The 26,805-nt window shown below is 66.6% G+C and carries 27 protein-coding genes, 1 tRNA gene and 1 pseudogene; 18 read left to right on the top strand and 11 right to left on the bottom strand.

Annotation, left to right across the window (positions count from 1 at the left end):
• Positions 1-27: 27 nt before the first annotated feature.
• Positions 28-447 carry an acyl-CoA thioesterase gene (locus AC3A6M_RS05055; RefSeq protein WP_487851633.1) on the top strand — a complete coding sequence of 140 codons (420 nt, stop codon included), beginning with the start codon at positions 28-30 and terminating at the stop codon, positions 445-447.
• Here AC3A6M_RS05055 and AC3A6M_RS05060 read toward each other — a convergent pair.
• Positions 437-967, bottom strand: coding sequence for a LuxR C-terminal-related transcriptional regulator (locus AC3A6M_RS05060; protein ID WP_487851634.1), 531 nt, complete (start codon positions 965-967; stop codon positions 437-439). The two genes, AC3A6M_RS05055 and AC3A6M_RS05060, sit on opposite strands and share 11 nt — an antisense overlap.
• A gap of 155 nt (positions 968-1,122) precedes the next feature.
• On the opposite strand from AC3A6M_RS05060, the gene AC3A6M_RS05065 reads away from it, so the two are divergent.
• Complete coding sequence (locus AC3A6M_RS05065; protein ID WP_487851635.1) at positions 1,123-1,821, top strand: CoA transferase subunit A; 699 nt, start codon at positions 1,123-1,125, stop codon at positions 1,819-1,821.
• A 17-nt stretch (positions 1,822-1,838) separates the two neighbouring features.
• Complete coding sequence (locus AC3A6M_RS05070) at positions 1,839-2,489, top strand: CoA transferase subunit B (RefSeq protein WP_487851636.1); 651 nt, start codon at positions 1,839-1,841, stop codon at positions 2,487-2,489.
• A 70-nt stretch (positions 2,490-2,559) separates the two neighbouring features.
• On the opposite strand, the gene AC3A6M_RS05075 is transcribed toward AC3A6M_RS05070, so the two are convergent.
• Both AC3A6M_RS05075 and AC3A6M_RS05080 read right to left on the bottom strand, forming a co-directional pair.
• Positions 2,560-3,834: a TonB family protein gene (locus AC3A6M_RS05075; protein WP_487851637.1), complete on the bottom strand. Its 1,275-nt coding sequence runs from the start codon at positions 3,832-3,834 to the stop codon at positions 2,560-2,562.
• Positions 3,831-4,217 carry a BlaI/MecI/CopY family transcriptional regulator gene (locus AC3A6M_RS05080; RefSeq protein WP_487851638.1) on the bottom strand — a complete coding sequence of 129 codons (387 nt, stop codon included), beginning with the start codon at positions 4,215-4,217 and terminating at the stop codon, positions 3,831-3,833. Before AC3A6M_RS05080 ends, AC3A6M_RS05075 begins: the two co-directional genes overlap by 4 nt.
• Positions 4,218-4,366: 149 nt before the next feature.
• On the opposite strand from AC3A6M_RS05080, the gene AC3A6M_RS05085 reads away from it, so the two are divergent.
• The 3 genes and pseudogenes from AC3A6M_RS05085 to AC3A6M_RS05095 all read left to right on the top strand — a co-directional run.
• Entirely contained in the window at positions 4,367-6,733 is a 2,367-nt protein-coding gene (locus tag AC3A6M_RS05085; RefSeq protein WP_487851639.1) for an ABC transporter permease, read from the top strand.
• Between the two features lie 25 nt (positions 6,734-6,758).
• A complete protein-coding gene (locus AC3A6M_RS05090; RefSeq protein WP_487851640.1) occupies positions 6,759-7,562 on the top strand; it encodes an SIMPL domain-containing protein in 804 nt (267 codons plus the stop codon).
• 99 nt (positions 7,563-7,661) lie between these two features.
• Positions 7,662-8,048 (top strand): annotated as a pseudogene (locus AC3A6M_RS05095) (ATP-binding cassette domain-containing protein); the annotation flags it as partial.
• A gap of 40 nt (positions 8,049-8,088) precedes the next feature.
• Here AC3A6M_RS05095 and AC3A6M_RS05100 read toward each other — a convergent pair.
• From AC3A6M_RS05100 to AC3A6M_RS05120, 5 genes are all read right to left on the bottom strand, one after another.
• On the bottom strand, positions 8,089-9,054 hold the full coding sequence (locus AC3A6M_RS05100) for an HDOD domain-containing protein (protein WP_487851641.1): 966 nt from the start codon (positions 9,052-9,054) through the stop codon (positions 8,089-8,091).
• A 131-nt stretch (positions 9,055-9,185) separates the two neighbouring features.
• Entirely contained in the window at positions 9,186-10,490 is a 1,305-nt protein-coding gene (locus tag AC3A6M_RS05105; RefSeq protein ID WP_487851737.1) for a dicarboxylate/amino acid:cation symporter, read from the bottom strand.
• A gap of 136 nt (positions 10,491-10,626) precedes the next feature.
• Positions 10,627-11,940, bottom strand: coding sequence for a metal-dependent hydrolase family protein (locus AC3A6M_RS05110; RefSeq protein WP_487851642.1), 1,314 nt, complete (start codon positions 11,938-11,940; stop codon positions 10,627-10,629).
• A 57-nt stretch (positions 11,941-11,997) separates the two neighbouring features.
• Positions 11,998-12,378, bottom strand: a complete 381-nt coding sequence (locus tag AC3A6M_RS05115) for a hypothetical protein (protein WP_487851643.1) — start codon at positions 12,376-12,378, stop codon at positions 11,998-12,000.
• A 25-nt stretch (positions 12,379-12,403) separates the two neighbouring features.
• Complete coding sequence (locus tag AC3A6M_RS05120) at positions 12,404-13,198, bottom strand: 3-hydroxybutyrate dehydrogenase (RefSeq protein ID WP_487851644.1); 795 nt, start codon at positions 13,196-13,198, stop codon at positions 12,404-12,406.
• A 134-nt stretch (positions 13,199-13,332) separates the two neighbouring features.
• Here AC3A6M_RS05120 and AC3A6M_RS05125 point away from each other — a divergent pair, with 134 nt between their 5' ends.
• Genes AC3A6M_RS05125 through AC3A6M_RS05150 form a run of 6 tightly spaced genes read left to right on the top strand, consistent with a single transcriptional unit; the run spans position 13,333 to position 19,302 of the window.
• On the top strand, positions 13,333-14,220 hold the full coding sequence (locus AC3A6M_RS05125) for an alpha/beta fold hydrolase (RefSeq protein ID WP_487851645.1): 888 nt from the start codon (positions 13,333-13,335) through the stop codon (positions 14,218-14,220).
• Positions 14,221-14,232: 12 nt separating this feature from the next.
• Positions 14,233-14,583, top strand: a complete 351-nt coding sequence (locus AC3A6M_RS05130) for a RidA family protein (protein WP_487851646.1) — start codon at positions 14,233-14,235, stop codon at positions 14,581-14,583.
• Between the two features lie 9 nt (positions 14,584-14,592).
• On the top strand, positions 14,593-16,839 hold the full coding sequence (locus AC3A6M_RS05135) for a RelA/SpoT family protein (RefSeq protein ID WP_487851647.1): 2,247 nt from the start codon (positions 14,593-14,595) through the stop codon (positions 16,837-16,839).
• A gap of 56 nt (positions 16,840-16,895) precedes the next feature.
• Entirely contained in the window at positions 16,896-17,702 is an 807-nt protein-coding gene (locus tag AC3A6M_RS05140; protein ID WP_487851648.1) for an MlaE family ABC transporter permease, read from the top strand.
• A 14-nt stretch (positions 17,703-17,716) separates the two neighbouring features.
• Entirely contained in the window at positions 17,717-18,661 is a 945-nt protein-coding gene (locus AC3A6M_RS05145; protein WP_487851649.1) for an MlaD family protein, read from the top strand.
• Positions 18,658-19,302 carry a hypothetical protein gene (locus AC3A6M_RS05150; protein ID WP_487851650.1) on the top strand — a complete coding sequence of 215 codons (645 nt, stop codon included), beginning with the start codon at positions 18,658-18,660 and terminating at the stop codon, positions 19,300-19,302. Before AC3A6M_RS05145 ends, AC3A6M_RS05150 begins: the two co-directional genes overlap by 4 nt.
• A 15-nt stretch (positions 19,303-19,317) precedes the next feature.
• Here AC3A6M_RS05150 and AC3A6M_RS05155 read toward each other — a convergent pair whose 3' ends face one another.
• From AC3A6M_RS05155 to AC3A6M_RS05165, 3 genes are all read right to left on the bottom strand, one after another.
• Positions 19,318-19,707, bottom strand: coding sequence for a hypothetical protein (locus tag AC3A6M_RS05155; RefSeq protein ID WP_487851651.1), 390 nt, complete (start codon positions 19,705-19,707; stop codon positions 19,318-19,320).
• A gap of 101 nt (positions 19,708-19,808) precedes the next feature.
• A complete protein-coding gene (locus tag AC3A6M_RS05160) occupies positions 19,809-20,795 on the bottom strand; it encodes an NAD(P)/FAD-dependent oxidoreductase (protein ID WP_487851652.1) in 987 nt (328 codons plus the stop codon).
• 81 nt (positions 20,796-20,876) lie between these two features.
• Positions 20,877-21,794 (bottom strand): cation diffusion facilitator family transporter, encoded by a 918-nt coding sequence (locus AC3A6M_RS05165; RefSeq protein WP_487851653.1) that lies wholly within the window; start codon positions 21,792-21,794, stop codon positions 20,877-20,879.
• Between the two features lie 102 nt (positions 21,795-21,896).
• Here AC3A6M_RS05165 and AC3A6M_RS05170 point away from each other — a divergent pair.
• The 6 genes from AC3A6M_RS05170 (at position 21,897) to pheS (ending at position 26,796) form a co-directional block, all read left to right on the top strand.
• Positions 21,897-21,973 (top strand) — tRNA-Val (locus AC3A6M_RS05170).
• A 246-nt stretch (positions 21,974-22,219) separates the two neighbouring features.
• Positions 22,220-24,130 (top strand): threonine--tRNA ligase, encoded by a 1,911-nt coding sequence (gene thrS, locus AC3A6M_RS05175; RefSeq protein ID WP_487851654.1) that lies wholly within the window; start codon positions 22,220-22,222, stop codon positions 24,128-24,130.
• 53 nt (positions 24,131-24,183) lie between these two features.
• Positions 24,184-24,708 carry a translation initiation factor IF-3 gene (gene infC / locus AC3A6M_RS05180; protein ID WP_487851738.1) on the top strand — a complete coding sequence of 175 codons (525 nt, stop codon included), beginning with the start codon at positions 24,184-24,186 and terminating at the stop codon, positions 24,706-24,708.
• A 350-nt stretch (positions 24,709-25,058) separates the two neighbouring features.
• Complete coding sequence (gene rpmI / locus AC3A6M_RS05185; protein ID WP_036228503.1) at positions 25,059-25,259, top strand: 50S ribosomal protein L35; 201 nt, start codon at positions 25,059-25,061, stop codon at positions 25,257-25,259.
• A 25-nt stretch (positions 25,260-25,284) separates the two neighbouring features.
• The gene (gene rplT, locus AC3A6M_RS05190) at positions 25,285-25,644 is read left to right on the top strand and encodes a 50S ribosomal protein L20 (protein ID WP_047826396.1); all 360 of its coding nucleotides are present in this window, start codon (positions 25,285-25,287) and stop codon (positions 25,642-25,644) included.
• Between the two features lie 135 nt (positions 25,645-25,779).
• Positions 25,780-26,796, top strand: coding sequence for a phenylalanine--tRNA ligase subunit alpha (pheS, locus tag AC3A6M_RS05195; protein WP_487851655.1), 1,017 nt, complete (start codon positions 25,780-25,782; stop codon positions 26,794-26,796).
• Positions 26,797-26,805 lie beyond the last annotated feature (9 nt).

Here is a 26,805-nt window from a genome sequence, read left to right on the forward strand (position 1 = left end):
CCTGCTTTTTCAACGAAGCAGGCAATAATGAGCAACAAGAAGTTAGTCCACGTGATGCGCCAGCCGATCCGCTGGGGCGACATGGACGTGCTGGGCCACGTCAACAACACCGTCTATTTCCGCTACATGGAAAGCGGCCGCATCTGTTTTCTCGAAGAGGCCGCCGGCGGGTTCGACATGCAGGGCGAGGGGCCGGTCATCGTCACCGCCTACTGCACCTTCCACAAGCAGCTGAAATACCCGGGCGAGATCGAAGTGCGCACCTACGCCGGCGCGCCGGGCCGTTCCAGCTTCGAAGTCACGCACGAGATCAGCCTGGTGGATGCCGACGGCAAGGCCGATGTCGTCTATGCGGAAGGCGGCGGCAAGGTCGTGTGGATCGATTTCCAGAAGGAGAAGTCGGTGCCGCTGCCGGAGCACCTCAGGAGCGTGCTGCCTAGCGCGTAACGCCCACCAGCTTGTGCACCAGTTCCGAAGAAGTCGACGCCGAAAACTTCTTCATCAGCTTGGCCCGGTGCATCTCCACCGTGCGCGGCGACAGGTCGGTCTCGCGCGCGATCACCTTGCTGGTCTTTCCCTCTACCAACAAGGCGGCGATCTCGCGCTCGCGCGGCGTGAGCGCGGCCGTCACCGGGCGTTTCTCGCTCACGTCCTCGAAGGTCCAGACCCCCGCGCCCAGCGGCGCCGAGGGGTCGAGCGCGCGCCCCGTCACGTGGCACCAGAACAGTTCGCCGTCCGCGCGGCGCATGATGCGCTCGTCGGAGTAGCGGCCGCGGGTGTTCATGATGGGGACGATGCGGTCGCCGGTGCGCAGGAACTCGTCCTGGGTCGGATACAGGATCTCGAAGGACTTGCCGTTGAGCTGGGCGCAGTCGTAGCCGAACATCGACGCCAGCGCCTGGTTGCATGCCTGGATGATGCGGTTGACCGAGATGCACATGCCAACCGGCGCGTGCTGGAAAATCATCTCGTAATCGATGGCGTATGATGCTGTGGTCTGATGCAAGTCGAAGTCTCCACCACCGGTGCTTGCCGGTAGTTCTACGGTATTGTGCTTTGCAGGGCGCTATTTTATTCTCGAATTCTACTCTGCTGTACAGATCACTTACTAAAGGGACGGGTATGAATAAAGTTTATCCAGATGCGCGGTCCGCACTCGAAGGGGTCGTCAAGGACGGCCAGACCATCGCCGTGGGCGGCTTCGGCCTGTGCGGCATTCCGGAAGCGCTGATCGCGGCGCTGCGCGATTCCGGCGTCAAGAACCTGACGGCCATCTCGAACAATGCCGGCGTCGACGACTTCGGCCTCGGCCAGCTGCTGGCCACGCGCCAGATCAGGAAGATGATCGCGTCCTACGTCGGCGAAAACAAGGAGTTCGCGCGCCAGTACCTGGCCGGCGAGCTCGAACTGGAATTCACGCCGCAGGGCACGCTGGCCGAGAAGCTGCGCGCCGGCGGCGCCGGCATCCCGGCCTTCTTCACCAAGACCGGCTACGGCACCATCGTCGCCGAAGGCAAGGAGACCCGCGAATTCGACGGCGAGATGTACGTGATGGAGCGTGCGCTGAACCCGGACGTCGCGCTGGTCAAGGCCTGGAAAGCCGACCGCGCCGGCAACCTGGTGTTCCGCAAGACCGCGCGCAACTTCAACCCGAACGTCGCCACCGCGGGCAAGATCTGCATCGTGGAAGTCGAACAACTGGTCGAGACCGGCGAGATCGATCCGGACCAGGTGCACCTGCCGAGCATCTTCGTGCACCGCATCGTTCATAACCCGACGCCGGAAAAGCGCATCGAACAGCGCACCGTGCGCGCAGCCTAAGACCAGGAGACAGACAAATGGCATGGATTCGTGATGAAATGGCCGCGCGCGCGGCGAAGGAACTGCAGGACGGCTTCTACGTGAACCTGGGTATCGGCCTGCCGACCCTGGTGGCGAACTACGTCCCGCAGGATGTCGAAGTGTTCCTGCAGTCCGAAAACGGGCTGCTGGGCATTGGCCCGTTCCCGACGGAAGCCGAAGTGGACGCCGACCTGATCAACGCCGGCAAGCAGACCGTGACGGCGCTGCCGGGCTCGGCCTACTTCAGCTCGGCCGATTCCTTTGGCATGATCCGCGGCGGCAAGATCAACCTGGCGATCCTGGGCGCGATGCAGGTCTCGGAAAAGGGGGACCTGGCCAACTGGATGATCCCGGGCAAGATGGTGAAGGGCATGGGCGGCGCGATGGACCTGGTGGCCGGCGTCAAGCGCGTGGTGGTGCTGATGGAGCACGTCGCCACCGCCAAGGACGGCTCGGTCAGCCACAAGATCCTCAAGAAGTGCGACCTGCCGCTGACCGGCGTGGGCGTGGTCGACCGCATCATCACCGACCTGGGCGTGATCGACGTCACCGACAGCGGCCTGAAGCTGGTCGAGCTGGCGCCGGGCGTCACCAGGGAGCAGGTGGTGGCCGCGACCACGGCCGAGCTGGACGTGTCGGGCGTCTGAACCCGCCCGTAAGAACGGGGCCGCCAGCAAGCGGCTTCGGCCGCCGTCATGGCGGCTTTTTCATTTCCGCTTATTGCAGCGTCCAGACGTACTGGACCTTGGTCAGTTGCCGGACCGGCTTGCCGTCTTCAAGCGCCGGCTGGAAGCTGCACAGCGCCAGGGCGCCACGTGCGGCCTCGTCCATGCTGGCGTAGCCGCTCGTTTTCGCGATCGACGAGTCGGCGATCCGGCCCTGTTCATCGACCATGAAGGCGATCGTGACCGTGCCCTGGTGGCCGGCGGCAAGGTCGGCCTTCGGATAATGCGGCTTGCGGCAGGTCTTGAAGTTCAGGATTGCGGGGCGGGTGGCGCCCCGTGCGGATTGGGTGGCCTCCGATTGGACCGCAGGCGCATGCGCGCTGGCGGCGCAGACCACGGCCAGGCCCAGCACCGGGATCGCGGCCTTCCAGTTCAGGGCCTGCACGTCCGGGCGCAGCAGGCGGCGGATGCGCGCCATCAGGTCGCCGCCGTTCGCGGCCTGGGCCAGGTGATGGCTGGAGAACTGCAGCTTTTCCAGCTCCGACAGCGCCAATGCCAGGCGGCGCGGCTCGCCGAGGTGGCGGGCGGCGAAGTCGTCGGCGATCTGCTCGCGTTCGGCGCGGATGCGACGCGACAGCCACCACACGGCCGGATGGTAGAACAGCAGGGTCTCGATCACGTTCTGCAGCAGGTTGACGAGGTAGTCGTGGCGCCGCACGTGGCCCAGCTCGTGCGCCAGCAGGGCTTCGAGCAGCTGCGGCGGCATGCCCGCCACCAGGCTGGCCGGCACCAGCACCACGGGGCGCCACCAGCCGGCCGTGACCGGGCTGGCCAGGCCGTCGACCACGCGCAGCCGCACTTCGCGCCCCAGGCCGCAACGCTCGGCCAGGCGCGACAGGCGGGCCTGCCAGGCCGCATCGCAGGCCTGGATGCGGGCCGCGCGGCCGATCCACAGCAGGCCAGCCGCCATGCGCAGGCCCAGCGCGCCGGCGCAGGCTGCCCACAGGGCGACGATCCAGCCCAGCTTGTCCTGCAGCCAGGGCAGCAGGCCGCCGGCGGCCGCAGTCGGCCCTTGCGCCGTGGCGCCTGCCGGCAGCAGCCTGCCGCCTTCGGCGCCGGCGCCGGCGTGCAGCAGCAGGGCCAGGTCGATCGCCGGCCAGGCCAGGCACAGCAGCAGGCCGACGCAGGCGACCGCGTAGCGGGTCTCGGGACGCGCGTTCCGGAGCAGTGTGAGCAGCACGGCAACGGCGCAGCCGAGCAGGGCGCCTTGCCACACGAAATGGACCAGGGTCCAGCCGATTGCGGCAACCAGGGCCTGGGCGCTCATTGCTTGTCCTCGATCTTCAGCAGTGCTTCGATCTCTTCGCGCTCCTTCTTCGAGATGCCGGTCTTCAGGGCGGCCAGCACCAGCGCCTTGGCCGAGCCGGAAAAGGCGCGCTGCATCAGGTCTTTCAGCAGGTTGGTCTGCAGCGATTCCTGGGCATGGGCCGGCGCATACACGTGAGACCGTTCGGTCTCGTCGCGGATCAGCAAACCCTTGGCATGCATGATCTGCATCAGGCGCAGCACGGTCGCATAGGTCACGTCCGGGCGCGTTTTGAGGATTTCGTCGTGCACCTGGCGGGCGGTGCCGGAGCCCATCGGCCACAGCACCTGCAAGAGGTCGAGTTCAGCCGGGGTCGGCTTGGAAGGGGCGGGGGACTTGGCCATGATGCATCCTCGAAAACAGACTATACGCACGCGTAGACTAGCTGTTCTAGATGGTGCTGTCTACCGAAATATTTATCGAACTGCTATTGCGGAAACACCCGGCATGGACCTAGCATAGACATCAATGTCTACTTCCGGAAGGGGTGCCGATGTCGCTGCGAAACCTGCGCCTTGCCTGGCGCCTGCTGGCCAGGGAGCCGATGTATTCGGCCGTTGCCGTGCTCGGCCTGGCGGTGGCGCTGGCCGCCTGCTTCCTGCTGTTCGGGCTGGTGCGCTATGCCTGGACCCACAACGACGCGATTCCCGATGCGAACCGGATCTACGTGGTCAAGGAGCGCCGCAACCTGCTGCCGCGCCCGGACTGGGGCGAAAGCGCGCCGCCGCCCTTGATCAAGGTTGCGCTGGACGCCGGGCTGGTTCGCGATGCCACCAGCGCCAGGCCTTTCCGGCTCGCGCTGCGCGTGGGCGAACGGCTGCGGCAAGTGGATCTGGCGGTGGCGGCCCCGAATTACCTGCGCTTCTTCGGCGTCAAGGCGCTGTCCGGCGATGCCGACGCGGCGCTGGCGCGTCCGGACGCACTGGTGGTCAGCCGCAGTGAAGCCCTGCGCCTGTTCGGGACCGCCGATGCGCTCGGCAAGGTGGCCTCGATCGACGGCGATCCCTTCGTGGTGCGCGCGGTGCTTGCCGACATGCCGGAGAACACCAGCCCGGAATTCGGCCTGCTGCTCGGCGAAGGCCGTCACAGCTGGGACAAGCCGCCGGCCAGCGAGCGCGAAGCCTGGTCGCGCCGCGCCCGGCTTTACCTGCGCACCGCAGCGGATCCCGACACCGCCGTGCTGCAGCGGACGCTGGAACAGGCCGTCGCGGTCCAGCGCGACAGCGTCTTCAGTGGGGCGCTGGTCGCCGGCCGCCCCAAACCCTATACCAGCATCGCCGTGACCCCGTTGTCGAAGGTGTATTTCGATCCCGACCTGCTGTCCAGCCGGGGCGGCAAGCGTTACGGCAGCCCGGCGGCGGTCGCCGGCCTGGCCGGCCTCGGCGTCCTGATCCTGGTGCTGGCGGCCACGAATTACGTGAACCTGGCCGCCGTGCGCACCGCCGCGCGGCGGCGCGAGATCGCGGTGCGCAAGACCCTGGGGATCTCCGGCGCCGGCCTGGCGCGGGCTTTCCTCGCCGAGTCCCTGCTGGTCGGGGCAGGCTCGACCCTCATCGGCGCCGTGCTGGCCTGGCTAACCCTGCCGCTGTTTTCCGAACTGGTCGGGCGGCCGCTGGCGTCGTCGTACGGGCCGGCCGGCTGGGCCATCCTCGCCGCCATCGGGCTTGGCACGGGTTTGCTGTCCGGGCTGTATCCGGCATGGCTGGCGGCGCGCGTCCCGGCCAGCGTGGCCCTCGGCGGGCGCACCGGCGAGACGGCCGAGGGGCAGCGCATGCGCCGCGTGCTGACGGTGGCCCAGTTCGCCGCCGCGATCGGGCTGGTGGCCGCCAGCCTGGCCGTGTGGTGGCAGGCGAGCTACGCCAGCCATGCCGATCCGGGCTTCGACCCGCGTCCGCAGCTGGTGATCGAGTTGCCCGGCGAACCCGGCTCGGCGGCCGCCCACGCCTTCCGGGCCGAGCTGGCGCGCCTGCCCGGGGTCGCCGGCGTGGCCGTCATGCAGGATGCGGTCGGGCGCGACGGCAACAAGGCCGTGATCATGATCCGGCGCCCCGGTGCGGAATCGGTGCCGCTCGAGCTGAAGGACGTTGGTGCGAATTTCTTCGATGTGTTCGGCCTGCGCCCGCTGGCCGGCAAGCTGTTCTCGCGCCAGGGCGAAGACGGCGTGGTGCTGAACGCGCGCGCCGCACTGGCGCTCGGCTTCGCCTCGCCCGAGGCCGCGGTCGGCCAGGTCGTCGACGGCGACAGCCGCGTCATCGGCATCGCCCCCGACCTGCGCTACAACTCGCTGCGCGAGAGACCGGAAGCCATCATCTACCGGCTGAACGAGGAGCAGGGCGTGCTGACGGTGCGCACCCGCGGCGACATCGCCGAAGCGCGCGCGGCCATCGAAGCCCTGTGGGCGCGCCACTTCCCGAACGACGTGCCGGACATCGAGACCGCGTCCTCGGTATTCGCCCGCAACTACAGCGAAGACCTGCGCCAGGCCAGGCTGTTGGCGCTGGCGAGCGTGGTCGCGACCGCGCTGGCCTGCTTCGGCATCTACGTCCTGTCGAGCTACACGATCCGCCGCCGCGCCCGCGAATTCGTGCTGCGCAAGCTGCATGGCGCCACGCCGCGCCACATCGGCCTGCTGGTGGCGCGCGAATGGCTGGGTCTGCTGCTGCTGGGCGCCCTGGTGGCGCTGGCGCCGGCCTGGCTGTGGACCGAACGCTACCTGGCGCCTTTCGTCGAGCGCGCGCCGATGGGACGCTGGCCGCTGGTCATCGCCTGCGCCGGCGTCGGCGCGGTCGCGCTGGCCGGCTGCGTGCGCCAGGCGGTGGCGGCGATGCGGGTGTCGCCGGCGCAGGCCCTGCGCGATTGACGATTTTCTTACCGATGGAGACTCCATGCTGAAGCTGAACCCCCTGCTGCCTGTCCTGACCGCCTGCCTGATGGCCGTCGCCGCGCTGAGCCTGCCCACCGGCCCCGCGGCCGCGTCGACCATCCCCGACTATCCCTTCGTGCACGTGAGCGGCAGCACGTTCCGGATCGAGCTGCCGGATATCGCCACGCTCGACTTCCAGATCGTCGCGGCCGACGCCGATCCGGCCGCCGCGCGCGCCGTCATCGATGCGCGGATGGCGGAGGTGAGGGAACTGATGCAGAAGCTGAGCATCGATCCGGACGACATGCAGGTGCGCGAGGTGCGCCAGGGCGTGCGCAAGGAGCGCGCGGCCGATGGCGCGCCGGTGTACGAACTGAGTTGCGACGTGCACATCCGGCTGCGCAATATCGCCAACTGGCCGGCGCTGGGCGGCGGCCTGCTGGGCAAGCCCAACCTTGACAGCTTTGCCGCCGATTTCGATCTCAGCACCATGGACCAGGTCAATGACGAGATGGTGGCGGCGGCCATCGCGGACGCGCGCCGCCGCGCCGACATCATGGCCGGGGCCGGCGGACGGCGCCTGGGACCGATGATGGCGGCGACCCCGGACGCCCTGAAGAAACTGGGCACCGCCATGGGCCTGGAGCGTGACGAGTTCCGCGCCGAGCGCCGCTCCGGCCGCGGGCCAAGCAACCAGCGTGCCGAGGACATCGACCGCGAGACCTTCCTGATGGTGCAGGCGCTCAAGCTGCGCCAGTCGGTCGACATCGTGTTCCGGCTCGAGAATGCGGCGCCGTCCAGGGGCCGCGCGACAGGGAAACCATGATCCCGCCAGCCCGCGCTTGAGGCGGCTCAGGCGCGCGCGGCGACCCAAATCCGCCGCTGCCGGTCCAAGGACTATCGACACGGACCGGGGCCATGGCAGCTGCACGAGCTGGTTTCCGGCCTGCCCGAGGGCTACGACAGCCCCGTCGGCGAGCGCGGCGTGATGTTCTCGGGCGGCGAAAGACAGCGCATCGGCATCGCCCGCGCGATCCTGCGCAACCCTGCCATCCTGATCTTCGACGAGGCGACCTCGGCCCTGGATTCGGTATCGGAACACGCGATCACGCGCGAACTGGAACGGCTGGCGCGCAACCGCACCACCCTGGTCATCGCGCACCGCCTGTCCACCATCGTGAACGCCGATGCCATCATCGTCATGGAAAACGGGCGCGTCGTCGAGCGTGGGACCCATGCGGAACTGTTGCGCGGCGAAGGGGCGTATGCCCAGCTGTGGCTGCTGCAGCAAAGGATGGCGCAGGCGCCCTAGCGGCCTCGCGCCCGCCCAGGCGGAGACGGCGATGCTGTCGCTATGCCTCCAGCTTGGCCAGCTTGCCCAGGCAGCGGCGCTGGAAGTTGTCGAGCCCATCCGTGACCAGGGCATCGTCCTCGGCCAGCACGCTGGCGTCGATCAGTTGGCGCAACTTGGCGATGCGGTCGCCCAGCGCCAGGGCTTCGGCCAGCTGGTCGGCTCCCGGCTGGCCGGCATGGACGATGGCCGCGGCGACTTCTTCGGGAAAGTGCCAGTGCGCCGAGATGGCCGACGACAGCCGGCGGCTGCCTGCGAACAGCTGGACGCCGAAGGCGCTCGAGCCGGGAATCCTGCCGTTTTCGCAGACGCGGTCGGCCAGGCGGAAGGCCACCACCAGGCCCACGTTCTGCATCAGGCCTGCCAGGTAAGCCTCGAACACGCCGGTGCTCAGGCCCGGCGCCATCAGGCTGGCCGCCAGCGCGCAGCTGACCGACTGGGTCCAGACCTGGGGCGCGGCATGGCGTGCGAAGCCGTCGGCCTGCATGTTGATGAGGGGACGGAAGGCGATGCGCGCCAGCAGCATGCGCAGGCCGTTCTGGCCGAGCATCATGATGGCGGCCTCGACGTTCTTGACGGGGGAGATCGGGCGGTAATAGGCGCTGTTGGCTTCGCGGATCACTTCCGCCACCAGCACCACGTCCTGCGCCACCTGGCGCGCCAGGTCGGATACCGGGGCGTCCTCGTCGTTCAGGCTGGACAGCAGTTTGGGAATCGCTTCGGGCACGCGCGGCACCAGGCCGGCGGCCTCGCCGGGTTGTGCGGCGAGCTGGCGGACCTCGTCGAGGATGCGGGCTTCGACCTCGGCCGGCGCCGCGTAGCCGTGCGATGCGGTCAGCCAGCGGTAATAGGTCGCGTCGATCTCGGCGGCCAGGCCGGCGGCCTGCCCGTCGGCGGCATCGGCCGGAGCGGCGGCAGGAGGCGCGCTGTCCGGGCCGCCGCGCAGGCGGTTAATCCAGTTTTTCATAGGAATGAGCGATATTTCTGTGCGGCAATTCTATACGCATACCCGGACGGACGGAACGCCATTGTAGCGACGTCGGCAAAAAAAACGCCGGGCGAACCCGGCGTCTGAACGAGGATGGCTATACCTGGCGCTTAGGCGGTCTCGTGCGCGACTTCCTCGCGCAGCGTACCCTGGTCCACGCTCGGATGCTTCAGCTCGGCGGCCAGGCGCTCTTTGTCGAGCTCGCCTTCCCACTTCGACACGACGATCGTGGCGACGCCGTTGCCGATGATGTTGGTCAGGGCGCGGCATTCGCTCATGAACTTGTCGATGCCCAGGATCAGGGTCATGCCCGCCACCGGGATGGTCGGCACCACGGCCAGCGTCGCCGCCAGGGTGATGAAGCCGGCGCCGGTGATGCCGGACGCGCCCTTCGAGGTCAGCATGGCCACCAGCAGGATGGTCAGTTCCTGGGTCAGGGTCAGGTCGGTGTTGGTGGCCTGGGCCACGAACAGGGCCGCCATCGTCATGTAGATGTTGGTGCCGTCCAGGTTGAACGAGTAGCCGGTCGGGACCACCAGGCCCACCACCGATTTCGGGCAGCCCAGCTTTTCAAGCTTGCGCATGATGGCCGGCAGCGCGCTTTCCGACGAGCTGGTGCCCAGCACGATCAGCAGCTCTTCCTTGATGTAGGAGAGGAAGCGGAAGATCGAGAAACCGGTCAGGCGGGCGATGGTGCCCAGCACCAGCGCGACGAACAGGAAGCAGGTCAGGTAGAAGGAACCGACCAGCGAGGCCAGCGGCACCAGCGACTTGACGCCGTATTTGCCGATCGTGAAGGCCATCGCGCCGAAGGCGCCGATCGGGGCGGCCTTCATGATGATGTTCACGACGCCGAAGATCATGTGCGACAGCGCTTCGATGCCGCGGGTGATCGGACGGCCGCGCTCGCCCATCATCGACAGCGCGAAGCCGCACAGGATCGCGATCAGCAGTACCTGCAGGATCTCGCCCTTGGCGAACGCATCCACGAAGGTATTCGGGATGATGTTCATCAGGAAGTCGGTCGTGGTCAGCGCCTTGGTCTTGTCGGTGTACTGGGCGATCGAGTGGGTGTCGATGGTGGCCGGGTTGACGTTGAAGCCGGCGCCCGGTTTGATCAGGTTGGCGACCAGCAGGCCGATCGCCAGTGCGAAGGTCGACACGACCTCGAAGTAGAGCAGGGCCTTGCCGCCGACGCGGCCGACCTTTTTCATGTCCTGCATGCCGGCGATACCGGCGACCACGGTGCAGAAGATCACTGGTGCGATGATCATCTTGATGAGCTTGACGAAGCCGTCTCCCAGCGGCTTCATCGCGGTGGCCAGGCCGGGATCGTAGATGCCCAGCAGGACGCCGACGATAATCGCAAACAGCACCTGGATGTACAGTACTTTATAGAATGGTTTTTTCATGATCGGGCTTCATGCGCTAATGATAGTGCCGTCATCATTACTGAAAATATCTGCGCCAGCTATTGTGGAAAACCGCAACGCCCACGCGCATAACCATCCTACGCTTTCTGAATGTCAGGGGCGCACCCGAGGGCGCCGCTCATTGGCGTCGATAGACGGTGCCGCCCTTCATCACGAAGCCCACCTTGCGCAGCGCGGCGATGTCGGCGGTCGGGTCGCCCTCGACCGCGACCACGTCGGCCAGGTTGCCGGCCTGCAGCGCACCGAGGTCTTTCCTGCCGAGGATGCCGGCGGCAACCGTGGTGGCCGCGCGCAGGGCTTCGGTCGGCGTCATGCCCAGGCGCACCATCCACTCCAGCTCGCGCTCGTTGGTGCCGTGGGTGAACACGCCGACGTCGCTGCCGTTGCCGATCAGGACGCCCATCCTGTGCGCCAGCCTGAAGGCGCGCGCCGCTTCCTGCATGCCGGGAGTCGGCGCGCCGCCGCGCACATGTTTCTGGAAATATTCGCCGATCGCTTCCGGCGCCGTCAGGGTCGGCACATAGGCGGTATGGCGTTCCAGCATCAGCCTGAAGGTGGCTTCGCTGGCGCCATAGCCGTGCTCGATGCTGTCGACCCCGGCCAGCACGGCCAGGCGGATCGCGTCGTCGCTGCTGGCGTGGGCCGCCACCTTGCGGCCGGTGACGTGGGCCGCCGCCACCATCGCCTTCATCTCTTCCAGCGTGAAGGTGGGACGGGTGCTGCCGTCGATGCCGGTGCGGTAGTCGGCGTAGAACTTGATCCAGTCGGCGCCGTGCGAAGCCTGCTCGCGCACCGCCCTGGTCGCCTCGTCGACGCCGGTGGCCTGCTGGGCGCCGTAGGGGATCTCCATGTCCGGGCGGTAGCTGCGCTCGGCCGGGCCGTAGCTGGCGGTGGCGACGATGGCGCGGGTGGCGACCAGCAGGCGCGGCCCCGGCACCTGGCCTTCCTCGATGGCGCGCTTGATGCCGACGTCGGCATAGTCGACGCCTTCGGTGCCGAGGTCGCGCAGGGTGGTGAAGCCGGCCTGCAGGGTATCGGCCGCGTGGCGCACGGCCAGCGCGATGCGGTAGGCCGGGGCTTCCTTGATCACCTGGTCGTCCCAGGTCGTTTCGTTATACGGGTGCAGCAGCACGTGCGAGTGCAGGTCGATCAGGCCGGGAACCAGGGTCTTGCCGGGCAGGCTGATGCGCTCGGCGTCGGCCGGCACCGTCATCCTGTCCGCTGGGCCGACGGCCTGGATGCGGCCCTGGGCCACCAGCACGCTCCAGCCGGGGTGCGGCGCGCCGTCGCCGGTCCAGACCTTGTCCGCCGTGATCAGGACCGGGCGCGGATCGGGGAGTTGCGGCGCAGCCTGGGCCTGGTGCCGTGCTCCAGTGAGCGCGGCCAGGACGGTGACGATGGAAAGGGCGAGCTGCCTGGTGCGGATCCGCATGGGTGTCTTCCTCTTGTCTTTATTGAACGGAAAGACGCCATCATAGCGGAGCGCTGGTCAACCCTCCAGATCCCCCAGCGACTGCTCGAGCCCCAGCTGCACATCGCGCAGGAAAGCCCCGCCTTTCCCGGACAGGGCGATGCCCGGCACGGCCAGCTCGACCAGGCACACCAGCGCCTGGCGGAACCATTCCATGTCGGTGCCCATCAGGGGCAGGGCGTGCGCGTCGATCAGGTAGTACACCGCGCGGCTCAGCAGGTTCGGGTCGCGGCCGGCGCGGGCGATGCCGGGCGCGAAGTCGACGACTTCGCGGTGGAAGCGGTCGGCCAGGGTCTCGAGGATGTCGTTCGAGACCTGGGGCTGGCCGGCGGCCAGCACGACCCGGGCCAGGTCCAGGCAGGCGTCCTGCAATTCCCGTTCGTCGAGGCGCTGGGTCATGGTGGTCCTTGCTGTCGCGACGGGCTTATTGCGCGGCCCAGCCGCCGTCCATGTTCCAGGCCACGCCGCGCACCTGGTCGGCGGCCGGCGAGCAGAAGAACACGGCCAGCGCGCCCAGCTCTTCGGGCGTGACGAATTCGCCGGACGGCTGCTTCTCGGCCAGCAGGGCTTTCTTGGCCTGCTCGTTCGGGATGCCTTCGCGGGCGGCGCGGTCGTCGACCTGCTTCTGCACCAGCGGGGTCAGGACCCAGCCCGGGCAGATCGCGTTGCAGGTGACGCCGGTGTGGGCGTTTTCCAGCGCGGTGACCTTGGTGAAGCCGACCAGGCCATGCTTGGCGGCGACATAGGCCGACTTGCCGCTTGACCCGACCAGGCCGTGCACCGAGGCCAGGTTGATGATGCGGCCCCAGTTCTTCTGCTTCATGGCCGGCAGGGCCAGGCGGGTGGTGTGGAAGGCCGAGGTCAGGTTGATGGCGATGATCGCGTCCCACTTCTCGGTCGGGAACTCGTCGACGTTGGCGACGTGCTGGATGCCGGCGTTGTTGACGAGGATATCGACCGCGCCGAACTTTTCGGTGGCGAAGGCCATCATGGCCTCGATCTGGTCGGGCCTGGACATGTCGGCGTTGTGGTAAGCGGTGCGCACGCCGAATTCCTGGCCGATGTCGGTGTACAGCTTCTCGATCTGCTGGGCGTCGCCGAAGCCGTTGAACACGATGTTCGCGCCCTGTTCGGCCAGCGCGCGGGCGATGCCGAGGCCGATGCCCGAGGTCGAGCCGGTGACGAGGGCGGTCTTGCCGCTTAGCATGGTGGATTTCATTGGGTTCTCATCTCAAAAAAGGGTGATCGAATGCCGTGCCGGTCTATTCCGCCGGGACTTGGTAGAATTCTAATCGGATCGCCGGTTAAAATGTTGGCGGCCGTTCAAGACACCACGAGGAAGAGGGGAAAGCCATGGGCGAATTCAGGCTGAAGAGCGTGCAGTGCAGTTCGCCTGCCGGCCTGCACCGCATGGCCTACAAGGAGTGGGGCGACCCCGCCAACCCGCGCGTGCTCGTCTGCGTGCACGGCGTGACCCGGGTGGCCGACGATTTCGACGCGCTGGCCCGGGCCCTGAGCGCCGAGTACCGCGTGGTCTGTCCGGACGTGGCCGGCCGCGGCCGCTCCGAGCGGCTGCGCGACCCGAGCCTGTACGTGGTCCCGCAATACGTGGCCGACATGGTGACACTGATCGCACGCGTGACAGCGAATGGCGAAGACGAGGCGGTGCACTGGGTCGGCACCTCGATGGGCGGCCTGATCGGCATGATCCTGGCGTCGTTCGAGAACAGCCCGATCCGCCGCCTGGTGCTGAACGATATCGGGCCGGTGCTGGACCCGGCCGCGATGGCCCGCATCGGCGAGTACATCGGCCAGGACGTGCGCTTTCCCGATTTCGAGACCGGCGCGCGCTTCGTGAAGGAAGTGTCGGCCTCGTTCGGCCCGCACAGCGACGACGAATGGCGCAAGCTGGCCAGCGACGTGCTGGTCCAGGAGCCCGGCGGCCAGTGGGTGCGCCATTACGATCTCGGCCTGGCCAAGCCCTTCGCCGCGATCACGCCCGAGCGCGCGCAGCAGGACCAGGCCGCGCTGTGGGCCGCCTTCGATGCGATCCGCTGCCCGACGCTGCTGATCCGCGGCGAGCTGTCCGACCTGCTGTCGCGCGCGACGGCGGAAGAGATGACGCGCCGCGGCCCGAAGCCGCGACTGGCTGAAATTCCCGGTGTCGGCCACGCGCCGACGCTGATGCATGCACCCCAGATCGCCATCGTGCGCGATTTTTTATTAAACCAACAAAGTTAGGGAAGAAAGAACATGGAAGTCAAACGTCTGCACGTCGGCAAGCGCCTGTCCGAGATCGCCATCCACAACGGCACCGTCTACCTGGCCGGCCAGATCGCCGAGGACACCACCCAGGACATCATCGGCCAGACCCGCGAGGTGCTGGGCCACGTCGACCGCCTGCTGAACGAAGCCGGCAGCAGCAAGGCGCAGATCCTGAGCTGCCAGATCTACATCTCCGACATGAAGTATTTCGCGGGCATGAACGAAGTCTGGGACGCCTGGGTCGTGCCGGGCCACACCCCGCCGCGCGCCACCGTCGAAGCGAAGCTGGCGAATCCCGCCTGCCTGGTCGAGATCGTGATCGTCGCCGCGCAGGCTTAAGAAAGCCCCATGGTATCGATTGCCGCGCTCGGCGACGCCACGACCCAGCTCGTCCACGGCCTCGGGCCGGATGACCGCGCACGGGTGCAGGCGGCGCTGGATTTCGCCGCCGACGCCTATGGCGAGCGCCTGGCCTCGTCGGGCCAGAGCGCGTTCGAGTTCTCGCTCGGGGCGGCGGTCACGCTCGCCCTGCTGCGCAGCGATGCCGAAACGCGCATCGCCGGCCTGCTGTTCGAACTGTGCCTGGTCGAACCGCTGATCGCCGAAAAGCTCGAAGAGCGCTTCGGCAGGGAAGTCGCCGACATGGTGCACGGCGTGCACCAGCTGATCCGCCTGCGCGACCTTACGGCGGCGCAGGCGCCGGTGGGGCGCGGCAAGAACGCCGCCCAGCAGGCGATGGCGCAGGTGGAAACCCTGCGCAAGATGCTGCTGGCGATGGCCACCGACATGCGGGTGGTGCTGGTGCGCCTGGCTTCCTGCGTCACCACCCTGCGCTATTTCGCGGAGCACAAGCGCTTCGACGAAATGACCCACAACTACGGGCGCGAAGTGCTGGACCTGTATGCGCCGCTGGCGAACCGCCTAGGCATCTTCCAGCTCAAGTGGGAGCTGGAAGACCTGGCCTTCCGCATGATCGAGCCGGAGACGTACAAGCGCATCGCCAAGATGCTCGAAGAGAAGCGCATGCTGCGCGAGAGCTTCGTCGCATCGTCGATCGAGCGCCTGCAGAAGGAACTGGCGGCGGCCGGCATCAAGGCCGAGGTCAGCGGCCGCCCGAAGCACATCTACAGCATCTGGAAGAAGATGCGCGGCAAGGAGCTCGACTTCTCGGAGCTGTACGACGTGCGCGCCTTCCGCGTGATCGTGCCGGACGTGAAGACCTGCTACACGGTGCTGGGCCTGGTCCACAACATCTGGACCCCGATCCCGAAGGAATTCGACGACTACATCTCGCGCCCGAAGCCGAACGGCTACCAGTCGCTGCACACGGTGGTCACCGCCGAGGACGGGCGTCCGCTCGAGGTGCAGATCCGCACCCAGCAGATGCACAACTTCGCCGAGTACGGCGTGGCCGCGCACTGGCGCTACAAGGAGGAGGGCGGCTCCAACTTCAAGAGCCAGCAGTACGACGAGAAGATCGCCTGGCTGCGCCAGCTGCTGGCCTGGAAGAGCGACGTCGTCGCCGATACCGTCGCCGGCCAGGAAGAGCTGCAGCGCGAGTGGGTCGAGAAGCTGAAGTCGACCACCCTCGACGACCGTATCTTCGTGCTGACCCCGCAGGCGCGCGTGCTCGAACTGCCGCAGGGGGCGACCCCGATCGACTTCGCCTACCACCTGCACAGCGAGGTCGGGCAGCGCTGCCGCGGCGCCAAGATCGATGGCGTGATGGTGCCGCTGAACACGCCGCTGAAGAACGGCCAGACCTGCGAGATCATCACCGCCAAGGGCGCGCCGGGCAGCGCCGGCCCGTCGCGCGACTGGCTCAGTCCCGGCTACACGGTGTCGAGCCGGACCCGCGCCAAGATCCGCGCCTGGTTCCACGCCCAGGAGCTGGCCGAGACCCTGGCGCATGGCCGCGCGCTGGTCGAAAAATCGCTGCAGCGCGAGGGCAAGACCGCGGTCAACCTGGAGCTGCTCGCGCACAAGCTCGGCTTCGCCAAAGTGGACGACCTATTCATCGCGGTCGGCAAGGAGAAGTTCAGCCTGCGCCACGTCGAAGCGGCCCTGCACGACCAAGGCGAGGCCGCGCCGCAGCAGGAAGACGCGGCGGTGGTCAACAAGAGCCGCGCGTCCAGCGTGGAGCAGGGCGCCAAGTCGGGCGTGCTGGTGGTCGGTACCGAGGGCATGCTGACCATGCTGGCCAAGTGCTGCAAGCCTGCGCCGCCAGACCCGATCGTCGGTTTCGTCACGCGCGGCAAGGGCGTGTCGATCCACCGCGCCAGCTGCAAGAACTTCGGCGAGATGGCGTCCAAGGCGCCGGAGCGCGTGATCGAGACCGAGTGGGGCCGCGCCGACAAGGACACGGTCTACCCGATCGACATCTTCATCCTCGCCGCCGACCGCCAGGGCCTGCTGCGCGACATCTCCGAGGTGCTGGCGCGCGAGAAGATCAACGTGATCGGCGTGAACACCCAGACCACCAGGGGCCTGGCGCGGATGGTGTTCACGGCGGAGATCGGGGCGACCGGGCAGCTGCAGAAGGCGCTGGCGGCGATCGGCGAGGTGTCGGGCGTGCAGGAAGCGCGCAGGACCTGACGGACCGGAAATGATACGGCTGGGGTAAGACCCCGCAAAATCTGTATCATGCCAATATGCCAATCTCCTCGCTTCTTTATCTGAAACCGCGCGCCTGGGGCGCCCGCATCGGGCGCTATGCCGCCAGCTGGTGGGCCATGCTGCACCTGGGCGCCGTCGCGCTTGTGATGGCGATGTCGCCCTCGACCTGGCACCGCGCCAACCGGCTGGCGACGTCGACCTACATCTATGCCAGCACCTGGGCGGTGCTGCCCTGGTTCACCTTGCTGACGGCCCTGATCAGCCTCGTCATCATCCGCATCGTGCTGGTGACGGCGCAGAGCTACGGCCTGTCCGGCTTCGCGCTGGAGATGATGGTGCGGGTGCTGGTGCTGGAACTGATCCCGCTGTCGGCCGCGATGTTCGCGGCCCTGCGCGCCGGCATGGCCTTCGACGCCAATGCCATGGGACTGGCGGCCACCGGAGTCGCACCCGGCGATGCCGCCGATGCCACCTTGCGCCGCGTGCGCCGCGACCTGGTGCCGCAGGTGATCGCCAACGCCTTCTCGGTGCTCAGCCTGGCCATGGTCAGCAGCGTGATCGTGCTGGTGCTGGCCTACCTGAACGTGTACGGCCTGTCGCCGTGGGGACTGGGCGACTACACCCGCACGGTGGGGCGCGTGTTCAATCCGGTCGTGACCCTGGGCTTCGTGTTCAAGACCGTGCTGTTCGGGCTGGCCGTGGCGGTGATCCCGAGCGCCGCGATCCTCGACATGCTGCGCCACCGGCGCCGCCACCGTTCGAACGTCCAGCCGGGCGCCCTGCGCCTGCTGTTCGTGCTGCTGCTGATCGAGGCCAGTTCGCTGGCCGTCAAATACATCTGAAACAAGGACCGCGCATGGCCGATCCCAACATTCCCGTAAATTCACCCGACGAGCCGAAACACGTGGAAGCGAAGGCGGTGATCCTGCTGATCGCGATCGCCGCCCTGATCGTCGCCTTCTTCGTCTACGTGATGTACGCGCGCGGCGTGTTCGAGCCCACCCAGCAGCTGGTGCTGGTGGCCGACGACTCCGAGGGCGTGATCCCGGGCATGGACATGACCTTCGCCGGCTTTCCGATCGGGCGCGTGCGCCAGGTCGATCTCGGCAAGGACGGCAAGGTCAACATCCTGGTCGACATCCCGAAGACCGACGCCAGATGGCTGCGCACCACCAGCGTGTTCACGCTCGAAAGCAGCGTGGTCGGCCAGACCCGCCTGCGCGCCTACAGCGGCATCCTCACCGATCCGCCGCTGCCCGACAAGGCCAGCCGCCCGGTGCTGCGCGGCGACGCCGCCGCCGAGATCCCGCGCCTGATGTCGACCGCCCGCACGCTGCTCGAAAACCTCGAAAACATGACGCGGCCGGATTCCGCGATCGGCACCACGCTGGCCAACGCCGCGACCTTCAGCGGCCGCCTGACCGGGAAGTACGGCGTGCTGGGCACGGCCCTGGGCGGCGACGAGGAGGCGAAGAAGCTGCTGCAGACCCTGCAGCGCGTGGACGCCATCCTCGCCAAGACCGACCGGCGCGTGTTCGGCAAGAACGGCGTGATGGACGATACCCAGGCCGCGGTGCGGGAGCTGAACGGCATGCTGGCGGACGCCCGCACGACCCTGCAGAAGGTCGATGCGGTGCTGGTCGAAGCGCAGGCGGTAGGCGCCAACGCCAAGGTGGCGACCCAGGACCTGGGCCGGCTGCGCGGCGAAGTCGACGCCAGCCTGCGCAAGGTGAACCGGCTGGTCGACGAGATCAACCGCAAGTGGCCGTTCAAGCGCGACGAGGAGATCAAGCTGCCATGAAAAAGACCGCACCGCTATTGACGATGACGATGGCACTGGCGCTGGCGCTGGCCGGCTGCGCCAGCAAGCCCCAGCCGCCGGACTGGCAGGCGAATGCGCATGGCGCGCTGGACGGCTACACCGACGCCTGGCTGCACGGCGACACGGCCGCCGCCGACGCCGAGTTCGCGCGCGCGCGCCGCGAGACCGCCAGCACCGGACGCTTCGACCGCGTGGCCCAGGCCGAGCTGGTGCGCTGCGCTGCGCGCGTCGCCGCCCTCGACTACGACTGCCCCGGCTATGCCGCGCTGGCGGGCGATGCGACCCCGGCCCAGCAGGCCTACGCCGCCTACCTGCAGGGACAGTGGCAAGGCCTGGATGCGGCCCTGTTGCCGGAGCAGCACCGCGCGGTGGTCTCGGGCGGGACCCTGGCCGGCGTGCAGGACCCGCTGGCGCGCCTGGTGGCCGCCGGCGCGCTCATGAAGGCGGGGAAGATCGCACCGGCCGACATCGCGGTTGCGGTCGATACGGCCTCCGGCCAGGGCTGGCGCAGGCCGCTGCTGGCCTGGCTGGGCGTGCAGGAAAGGCGCGCGCAGGCGGCCGGCGACAGCGCGGCCGTGCAGCAGATCCGGCGCCGGATCGCGCTGGCATCGGAGGGGTGATCGGGTGGGCCGGCCTCAGGGCGCGGCTTTCCTGGCGCGCAGCTGGCCCGGCTCCCGGGAAAGGACCCGCGCCGCCACCGATTCCGGCACCTGTTCGTCCCTGAGCAGGGCAAGCGCCATGTGCGTGCCGAGCTTCTGCTCGATCTTCAGCGCGGCCTCGACGATGGCGTCGTGCACATGGTTCCTTCTTCTGCAGCCGGGGTAGGGCGCCTGTGCCGGCCAGGCCGGTGCGCCGGCGGCGGCGCGCCTGCGGTCCGTCAGCAGGACGCGCTCGGTGATTTCCCGGGGAACCCGGGCCCGCTCGAGGTAGGCGATGGCTTCCTCGACGCCCAGCATGTCCCTGTAGACCAGCGCGACTTCAATGTGCTGTGAAACAAGGTTTCTACGACGCAGCTTCCAAACCATGGAATCGCTCCCGAGCATCGGTATCACGCGGAAGGACATCATACTTCAGCGCCGGGCCCGGTTTGCGCGCGGCAGGCGGTGGCGTGCGGCTTACCGTGCGCTCAGGCTGGCGTCCATCCCGCCTGCGCCGGCCGCGCGGGCGCCTGCCGCAGCGCCGGCGGCAACTGGTTGTGGATGCGCACCGCCGCGCGCGCCGCGCCGCCGGTCGCCACCGCGATCTGGTTCAGGCCGACGGTGACGTCGCCGATCGCATACAGTCCCGGCACGCTGGTGGCCTGGTGCTCGTCCACCACCAGTTCGTCGCACTGGGCGGTGCGGGCGCCCAGCTTGGCCGCCAGGTTCGAGCGCGCCTTTTCGCCCAGCATCGGATAGAACACGTCGGCCGAATGGTCCTCGCCATCCTCGGTGTGCAGGACCGGCTTCATCGACGCATCCATGCTCACGGCGAGCAGCGGCGACTCGATCAGGCGCACTCCGGCGGCCTGCAGGCGGCGCCGGTCGTCGTCGTCCAGCATCGATGGCGAGCCGCGTTCGAACAGGGTCACGTCGCTGCTGAAGGTGCGCATGAACAGCGCGTGGCCGACCGGATTGGTGTCGGCGGTGGCGACCGCGATGCGCTTGTCCATCACGTCGAAGCCGTCGCACACGGGGCACAGGCGCAGCGAGCCGAAGGCGATCGCCTCGCGCCAGTTCTCGATCGGCAGGCCGGCATCGGCCACGCCGGTGGCCAGCAGCACGGTGTGGGCGCGGATCTGCACGAGGTCTCCATCGGGCGCGTCCTCCGCGGCGTAGTCAGCGACGAACAGGCCGTCCTCGAGGCGCAGGTCGACGATCTCGCCCGGCATCACCGCGCCGCCGTAGCGCTCCAGCTGGACTGTCAGGTTGCCCAGCAGCACATGGCCCGGCACCCCTTCCGGAAAGCCCGGATAGTTGTGCGAGACGGGGATCAGGCGCAGCCGGCTGTTGCCCTTGTCGACCAGGGCGACCGAGCGCGTGAAGCGGCGCAGGTAGATGGCGGCGGTCAGGCCGGCGGGGCCGGCGCCGACGATGAGGGTGTCGACGACTTGGTCGGGAATGGGAATAGGCATGTGCCGATTATCGGCATACCGATGGGGCGCAGCCTATCGGCGCGCGGCCCGTGGCCGGGTCGGAAGCCGCTGACACGCTGATCAGTGGTGGTGGTGAGGCTCCGGCTGCAGGGTCACGTGGTCGATGCCGTGCTTCTCGAGCAGCATCTCCTTCACGGCGCGCAGCACCTCGGGCCAGGCGTCCATGTTGGCGATCTCGAGGTGGCCGATCAGGGCCGGCTCGCCCGGCGACATGTCCCACACGTGCAGGTCGTGCACCGACAGCACGCCCGGAACCAGGGCCAGGTCGGCGCCCACGCCCAGGTAGTCGATCTGGTGCGGCACGCCTTCCATCAGGAAGTGGTAGGACTCGCGCAGCACGCCGACGGTCGACTTCAGGATCAGCAGCGACACGAAGATCGACAGGATCGGGTCGATCCGCACCCAGCCCGTGAAGTGGATGATGGCGCCGGCGGCGATCGCGGCCACGGAGCCGAGCAGGTCGCCCAGCACGTTCACCAGCGCGGCGCGGGTATTGATGCTTTGCTCGCCGCGCGACAGCACCCAGGCCACCAGGATGTTGATGCAGGCGCCGATCGCGGCGACCACGAACACGGTGCCGCCCTGCACGGCCTCGGGCTTGAGCAGGCGCTGCGCCGCCTCGTAGACGATCCAGCCGACCAGCAGCAGCATCGCCAGGCTGTTCACGAAGGCGGCGAGGGCCTCGGCGCGCACGAAACCGAAGGAATGGCGCGCCGAGGGCGGACGGCGCGCGATCAGCTGGGCCATCAGCGCCAGGCCGAGGGCGGCGGCGTCGGTGACCATGTGGCCGGCGTCGGAGATCAGGGCCAGTGAATTCGAGAACCAGCCGGTCACGGCTTCGATCAGCGCGAACAGCAGGGTCAGGCCCAGCGCCAGTCCCATCGCGGCCTGGCTGCGGCCTTCGATGACGTGGCCGTGGCGGGCGTCGCCGTCGAGGTGGGCGTGCAGGTGGGCGGAGGAGGCGGAATGGTCGGACATGGTCGATGTGGAATGATGGGCAGTCCGGGAGTATACACGGCGGGTGAGGCCAATTGTGCTGCCTTGCACAACTGCGGCCGAGGCCCTATAATAGTCGGACACGGGCGGTTAGTTCAGCTGGTTAGAATACTTGGTCGACATCCAAGGGGTCGCAGATTCGAATTCTGCACCGCCCACCAGAATACTCTGCAGTAAAACTCTTCAGTAAGAGCGAGAAAGGCACCGACGGTTATGACACCGCGAACTACAACGATGTTGTGGGGGAATCGCTAGACGCGGTATGGTGTGCTTTTGTCTGTTAAAAGCTCGACGACACTAAATGAAAACGCGCCTGGTGCGCGTTTTTTTTTCGTCCAAATTTTTCCGGTTTCATTTTTTTCAATTTCAATCGTAGCGGGCGCGACTGGCGCCGACAGGAGATCAAGATGCTGAATGTGCGACTTCCGGACGGCTCCAGCCGTCAATTCGAAGGCCCCGTGACCGTGGCCCAGGTGGCCTCGAGCATCGCCCCGAGCCTGGCCAAGGCCGCCCTGGCCGGCAAGGTCAACGGCAAGGTGGTCGATACCTCCTTCCTGATCGAGGACGATGCCGACCTCGCCATCGTCACCGACAAGGACCCGGAAGGCCTGGACGTGATCCGCCACTCGACCGCGCACCTGCTGGCGTATGCGGTCAAGGAGCTGTTCCCGGAAGCCCAGGTCACCATCGGCCCCGTCATCGAGAACGGCTTCTACTACGACTTCTCGTACAAGCGCCCGTTCACCCCGGACGACCTGGCCGCGATCGAGAAGAAGATGCTTGAACTGGCCAAGAAGGACGAGCCGGTGACCCGCAAGGTGCTGCCGCGCGACGAGGCCGTGGCCTATTTCAAATCGATCGGCGAACACTACAAGGCCGAGATCATCGCCTCGATCCCGGCCAACGAGGACGTGTCGCTGTATTCGGAAGGCGGCTTCACCGACCTGTGCCGCGGCCCGCACGTGCCGTCGACCGGCAAGCTGAAGGTGTTCAAGCTGATGAAGCTGGCCGGCGCCTACTGGCGCGGCGATTCGAAGAACGAGATGCTGCAGCGTGTCTACGGCACCGCCTGGGCCAAAAAGGAAGAGCAGGAACAGTACCTGCACATGCTGGAAGAGGCCGAGAAGCGCGATCATCGTAAACTCGGCAAGCAATTGGACTTGTTCCACTTCCAGGACGAAGCCCCGGGCCTGATCTTCTGGCACCCGAAGGGCTGGACCATCTGGCAGCAGGTCGAGCAGTACATGCGCAAGACCTACCAGTCCACCGGCTACAACGAGGTGAAGGCGCCGCAGATCATCGACGTCACCCTGTGGCAGAAGACCGGCCACTGGGATAACTATCGTGAAAACATGTTCACGACCGAGTCGGAAAACCGCACCTACGCGCTCAAGCCGATGAACTGCCCGGGCCACGTGCAGATCTATAACGCCGGCCTGCGCTCCTACCGCGACCTCCCGCTGCGCTACGGCGAGTTCGGCCAGTGCCACCGCAACGAGTCGTCGGGCGCGCTGCACGGCCTGATGCGCGTACGCGGCTTTACCCAGGACGACGGCCACGTGTTCTGCACCGAAGAGCAGATCGCGCCGGAAGTGGTCGCCTTCCACGCCCAGGCGATGAAGGTGTACGAGGACTTCGGCTTCGACAACATCGACGTCAAGATCGCCCTGCGTCCGGAAAACCGCATCGGCTCCGACGAGGTGTGGGACCAGGCCGAGGAAGCCCTGCGTTCGGCCCTGCGCGGCTGCGGCGTGGAGTGGACCGAGCTGCCGGGCGAGGGCGCGTTCTACGGCCCGAAGATCGAGTACCACCTGAAGGACAGCCTCGGCCGTCCGTGGCAGGTCGGCACCATGCAGGTCGACTTCTCGATGCCGGGCCGTCTCGGCGCCGAATATGTCGCCGAAGACAATACCCGCAAGGTGCCGGTGATGCTGCACCGTGCCATCGTGGGCTCGATGGAGCGCTTCATCGGCATCCTGATCGAGAACTATGCGGGTGCGCTGCCGCTGTGGCTGGCGCCGGTCCAGGTTGCAATTCTGAACATTTCTGATGCGCAAGCTTCCTATGTGAAAGAAGTGGAGGCGCGCCTGAAAGCCGCGGGCCTGCGTGTTCACGCTGATTTGCGGAACGAGAAGATTACCTATAAAATCCGGGAGCATTCCGTCCAAAAACTGCCGTACATCTTAGTTGTCGGCGATAAAGAGCGGGATGCCAACACTGTGGCTGTTCGCGCGCGCGGCAATGTCGACCTGGGCGTCATGTCCGTCGACGCGCTGCTGGAACGCCTCCAAGGAGAGGTAGCAACCAAGGCGAAGTGAGTCATCTTGCGCCTTGAGACGGCCCGATCTAATCAACTTTTAAAGGAAACACCATAGCTACTGACAAGTCGTCACATCGCATCAATGGCGAAATCAACCATCCTGAAATGCGTCTGAACGGGGTGGACAACGAGCCGCTGGGCATTGTGAGCCTGGCCGAAGCGTTTCGTCTGGCTGAAGAAGCGAACGTGGACCTGGTGGAAATCGCGCCGAACGCGAATCCCCCGGTCTGCCGCCTGATGGACTACGGCAAGTTCAAGTATTCGGAGCAGAAGAAAGCGCACGAAGCGAAGCTGAAGCAGAAGATCATCCAGGTCAAGGAAATCAAGTTCCGTCCGGGTACGGACGAGGGTGACTACAGCATCAAGCTGCGCAACCTGATCAAGTTCCTGGAAGAGGGCGACAAGACCAAGATCACGCTGCGTTTCCGCGGCCGTGAGATGGCCCACCAGGACATCGGCGCCCGTATGCTGGAACGCCTGCGCGGCGACCTCGAGCCCTACGGCCAGGTCGAGCAGTTCCCGAAGCTGGAAGGCCGCCAGATGATCATGGTCGTCGCGCCGAAGAAGAAGAAATAATTCTTCGTCAGCTTCGCGGCTTCGTTCTCGCCGTGACAGTCTAGCCGGGCCAGGCCCGGGCCTCGGGTTCGCCTGCGGCCCGGGCTTGGCCTATTCTGTTTGTCGATTGCGCTGCGTGGGCACGTGGTGCCCACCCTACATTGTCATGCCGTAGGGTGGGCATCCCATGCCCACCAACACGTAAACCTGTGATAGAATCTGCGGTTCTCGTATCGCTTGATGCGGGAATGCAAGACTGTAGTGGACTCGCTTCTGCTGCAGAAACAAGTGAAAGCAGGCATCCAAGAGCAGCGTTGCTGCCACCTGCAATCCTGTTACATATGAGGCTGCCTTTAAAAGGGCAGAAGACTATGCCGAAAATGAAAACCAAAAGCTCCGCGAAAAAGCGTTTTCGCGTGCGCCCGGGTGGTACCGTTAAATCGGGTATGGCGTTCAAGCGTCACATCCTGACCAAGAAGACCACCAAGAACAAGCGCCAACTGCGTGGCACCCGCAACATCAATGCGTCGGACGTCCAGAGCGTCTACCGCATGATGCCGTCGGCCGTTTAATCTCACATCACACTAAGGAGCTACTATGCCTCGAGTAAAACGTGGGGTTACTGCACGTGCCCGTCACAAGAAGGTTCTTGAACTTGCCAAAGGCTATCGTGGCCGCCGCAGCAAAGTATTCCGTATTGCCAAGCAAGCAGTCATGCGCGCTGGCCAGTACGCATACCGCGACCGCCGCAACAAGAAGCGCGTTTTCCGCGCACTGTGGATCACCCGTATCAACGCGGCTTCGCGTTCGCACGGCATGACCTACAGCGCATTCATGAACGGCCTGAAGAAAGCCGCGATTGAACTGGACCGTAAAGTCCTGGCCGACATGGCTGTGAACGACAAGCCGGCATTTGCCGCTATCGTGAACACCGTCAAGACCAAGCTGGCTGCCTAATCTCAGTTCAGCAAACAGTTGTACAGCGCCGCGGTGAAAGCCGCTGGCGCAAAAAGGACGGGGCAAAGGTTGAAGGACCGATGCCCCGTTTTTGATTCTGGCGTTCCCCGCCATCAAAACAGGAAAAGAACAAGCATGAACTCGCTGGAAGAACTCGTCGTCTCCGCCCAGTCCGACTTTGGCGCCGCACAAGACGCAGCCGCGCTGGAAAACGCAAAAGCGAAATACCTGGGCAAGACCGGCCAGGTGACCGAACTGATGAAGGGCCTCGGCAAGCTCGACCCGGAACAGCGCAAGGCCCAGGGCGCCCTGATCAACGCCGCCAAAGAAAAAATCGAACAGGCGTTGACGGCCCGCCGCGAGGATCTGGCGAACGCCCAGCTGATGGCGCGCCTGAACCTGGAAGCCATCGACGTCACCCTGCCGGGCCGCGGCCGCTCGGTGGGCGGCATCCACCCGGTCATGCGGACCTGGGAACGGGTCGAACAGATTTTCCGCTCGATCGGTTTCGACGTGGCCGACGGCCCGGAAATCGAGACCGACTGGACCAACTTCACCGCGCTGAACAGCCCGGAAAACCACCCGGCGCGTTCGATGCAGGATACCTTCTACATCGAGGGCGAGGACAACACCGGCAAGCCGCTGCTGCTGCGTACCCACACCAGCCCGATGCAGGTGCGCTACGCCCGCACCCACACGCCGCCGATCAAGGTCATCGCGCCGGGCCGCACCTATCGCGTCGACAGCGACGCCACCCACTCGCCGATGTTCCACCAGGTCGAAGGCCTGTGGATCGGCGAGGACATCAGCTTTGCCGACCTCAAGGGCGTGTACCTGAACTTCGTGAAGGCCTTCTTCGAGACCGACGACCTGCAAGTGCGCTTCCGTCCGTCCTACTTCCCGTTCACCGAACCGTCGGCCGAGATCGACATCGCCTTCGGCTCCGGTCCGCTGAAAGGCCGCTGGCTGGAAGTCTCGGGCGCCGGCCAGGTGCACCCGACCGTTGTGCGCAATTTCGGCCTCGATCCGGAAAAATTCATCGGCTTCGCGTTCGGCTCCGGCCTCGAGCGCCTGACCATGCTGCGCTACGGGATCAACGACCTGCGCCTCTTTTATGAAGGCGACCTGCGCTTCCTGAAGCAGTTCAACTAAAAAGAACAA

The organism is Telluria sp. Soil_C_11 (assembly GCF_057657395.1).

Bases quoted from the DNA above. Each gene is read 5' to 3' on its own strand.
- AC3A6M_RS05055 (WP_487851633.1), top strand. From the start codon at position 28: ATGAGCAACAAGAAGTTAGTCCACGTGATGCGCCAGCCGATCCGCTGG.
- AC3A6M_RS05060 (WP_487851634.1), bottom strand. From the start codon at position 967: ATGATTTTCCAGCACGCGCCGGTTGGCATGTGCATCTCGGTCAACCGC.
- AC3A6M_RS05065 (WP_487851635.1), top strand. From the start codon at position 1,123: ATGAATAAAGTTTATCCAGATGCGCGGTCCGCACTCGAAGGGGTCGTC.
- AC3A6M_RS05070 (WP_487851636.1), top strand. From the start codon at position 1,839: ATGGCATGGATTCGTGATGAAATGGCCGCGCGCGCGGCGAAGGAACTG.
- AC3A6M_RS05075 (WP_487851637.1), bottom strand. From the start codon at position 3,834: ATGAGCGCCCAGGCCCTGGTTGCCGCAATCGGCTGGACCCTGGTCCAT.
- AC3A6M_RS05080 (WP_487851638.1), bottom strand. From the start codon at position 4,217: ATGGCCAAGTCCCCCGCCCCTTCCAAGCCGACCCCGGCTGAACTCGAC.
- AC3A6M_RS05085 (WP_487851639.1), top strand. From the start codon at position 4,367: ATGTCGCTGCGAAACCTGCGCCTTGCCTGGCGCCTGCTGGCCAGGGAG.
- AC3A6M_RS05090 (WP_487851640.1), top strand. From the start codon at position 6,759: ATGCTGAAGCTGAACCCCCTGCTGCCTGTCCTGACCGCCTGCCTGATG.
- AC3A6M_RS05100 (WP_487851641.1), bottom strand. From the start codon at position 9,054: ATGAAAAACTGGATTAACCGCCTGCGCGGCGGCCCGGACAGCGCGCCT.
- AC3A6M_RS05110 (WP_487851642.1), bottom strand. From the start codon at position 11,940: ATGCGGATCCGCACCAGGCAGCTCGCCCTTTCCATCGTCACCGTCCTG.
- AC3A6M_RS05115 (WP_487851643.1), bottom strand. From the start codon at position 12,378: ATGACCCAGCGCCTCGACGAACGGGAATTGCAGGACGCCTGCCTGGAC.
- AC3A6M_RS05120 (WP_487851644.1), bottom strand. From the start codon at position 13,198: ATGAAATCCACCATGCTAAGCGGCAAGACCGCCCTCGTCACCGGCTCG.
- AC3A6M_RS05125 (WP_487851645.1), top strand. From the start codon at position 13,333: ATGGGCGAATTCAGGCTGAAGAGCGTGCAGTGCAGTTCGCCTGCCGGC.
- AC3A6M_RS05130 (WP_487851646.1), top strand. From the start codon at position 14,233: ATGGAAGTCAAACGTCTGCACGTCGGCAAGCGCCTGTCCGAGATCGCC.
- AC3A6M_RS05135 (WP_487851647.1), top strand. From the start codon at position 14,593: ATGGTATCGATTGCCGCGCTCGGCGACGCCACGACCCAGCTCGTCCAC.
- AC3A6M_RS05140 (WP_487851648.1), top strand. From the start codon at position 16,896: ATGCCAATCTCCTCGCTTCTTTATCTGAAACCGCGCGCCTGGGGCGCC.
- AC3A6M_RS05145 (WP_487851649.1), top strand. From the start codon at position 17,717: ATGGCCGATCCCAACATTCCCGTAAATTCACCCGACGAGCCGAAACAC.
- AC3A6M_RS05150 (WP_487851650.1), top strand. From the start codon at position 18,658: ATGAAAAAGACCGCACCGCTATTGACGATGACGATGGCACTGGCGCTG.
- AC3A6M_RS05155 (WP_487851651.1), bottom strand. From the start codon at position 19,707: ATGGTTTGGAAGCTGCGTCGTAGAAACCTTGTTTCACAGCACATTGAA.
- AC3A6M_RS05160 (WP_487851652.1), bottom strand. From the start codon at position 20,795: ATGCCTATTCCCATTCCCGACCAAGTCGTCGACACCCTCATCGTCGGC.
- AC3A6M_RS05165 (WP_487851653.1), bottom strand. From the start codon at position 21,794: ATGTCCGACCATTCCGCCTCCTCCGCCCACCTGCACGCCCACCTCGAC.
- thrS (WP_487851654.1), top strand. From the start codon at position 22,220: ATGCTGAATGTGCGACTTCCGGACGGCTCCAGCCGTCAATTCGAAGGC.
- rpmI (WP_036228503.1), top strand. From the start codon at position 25,059: ATGCCGAAAATGAAAACCAAAAGCTCCGCGAAAAAGCGTTTTCGCGTG.
- rplT (WP_047826396.1), top strand. From the start codon at position 25,285: ATGCCTCGAGTAAAACGTGGGGTTACTGCACGTGCCCGTCACAAGAAG.
- pheS (WP_487851655.1), top strand. From the start codon at position 25,780: ATGAACTCGCTGGAAGAACTCGTCGTCTCCGCCCAGTCCGACTTTGGC.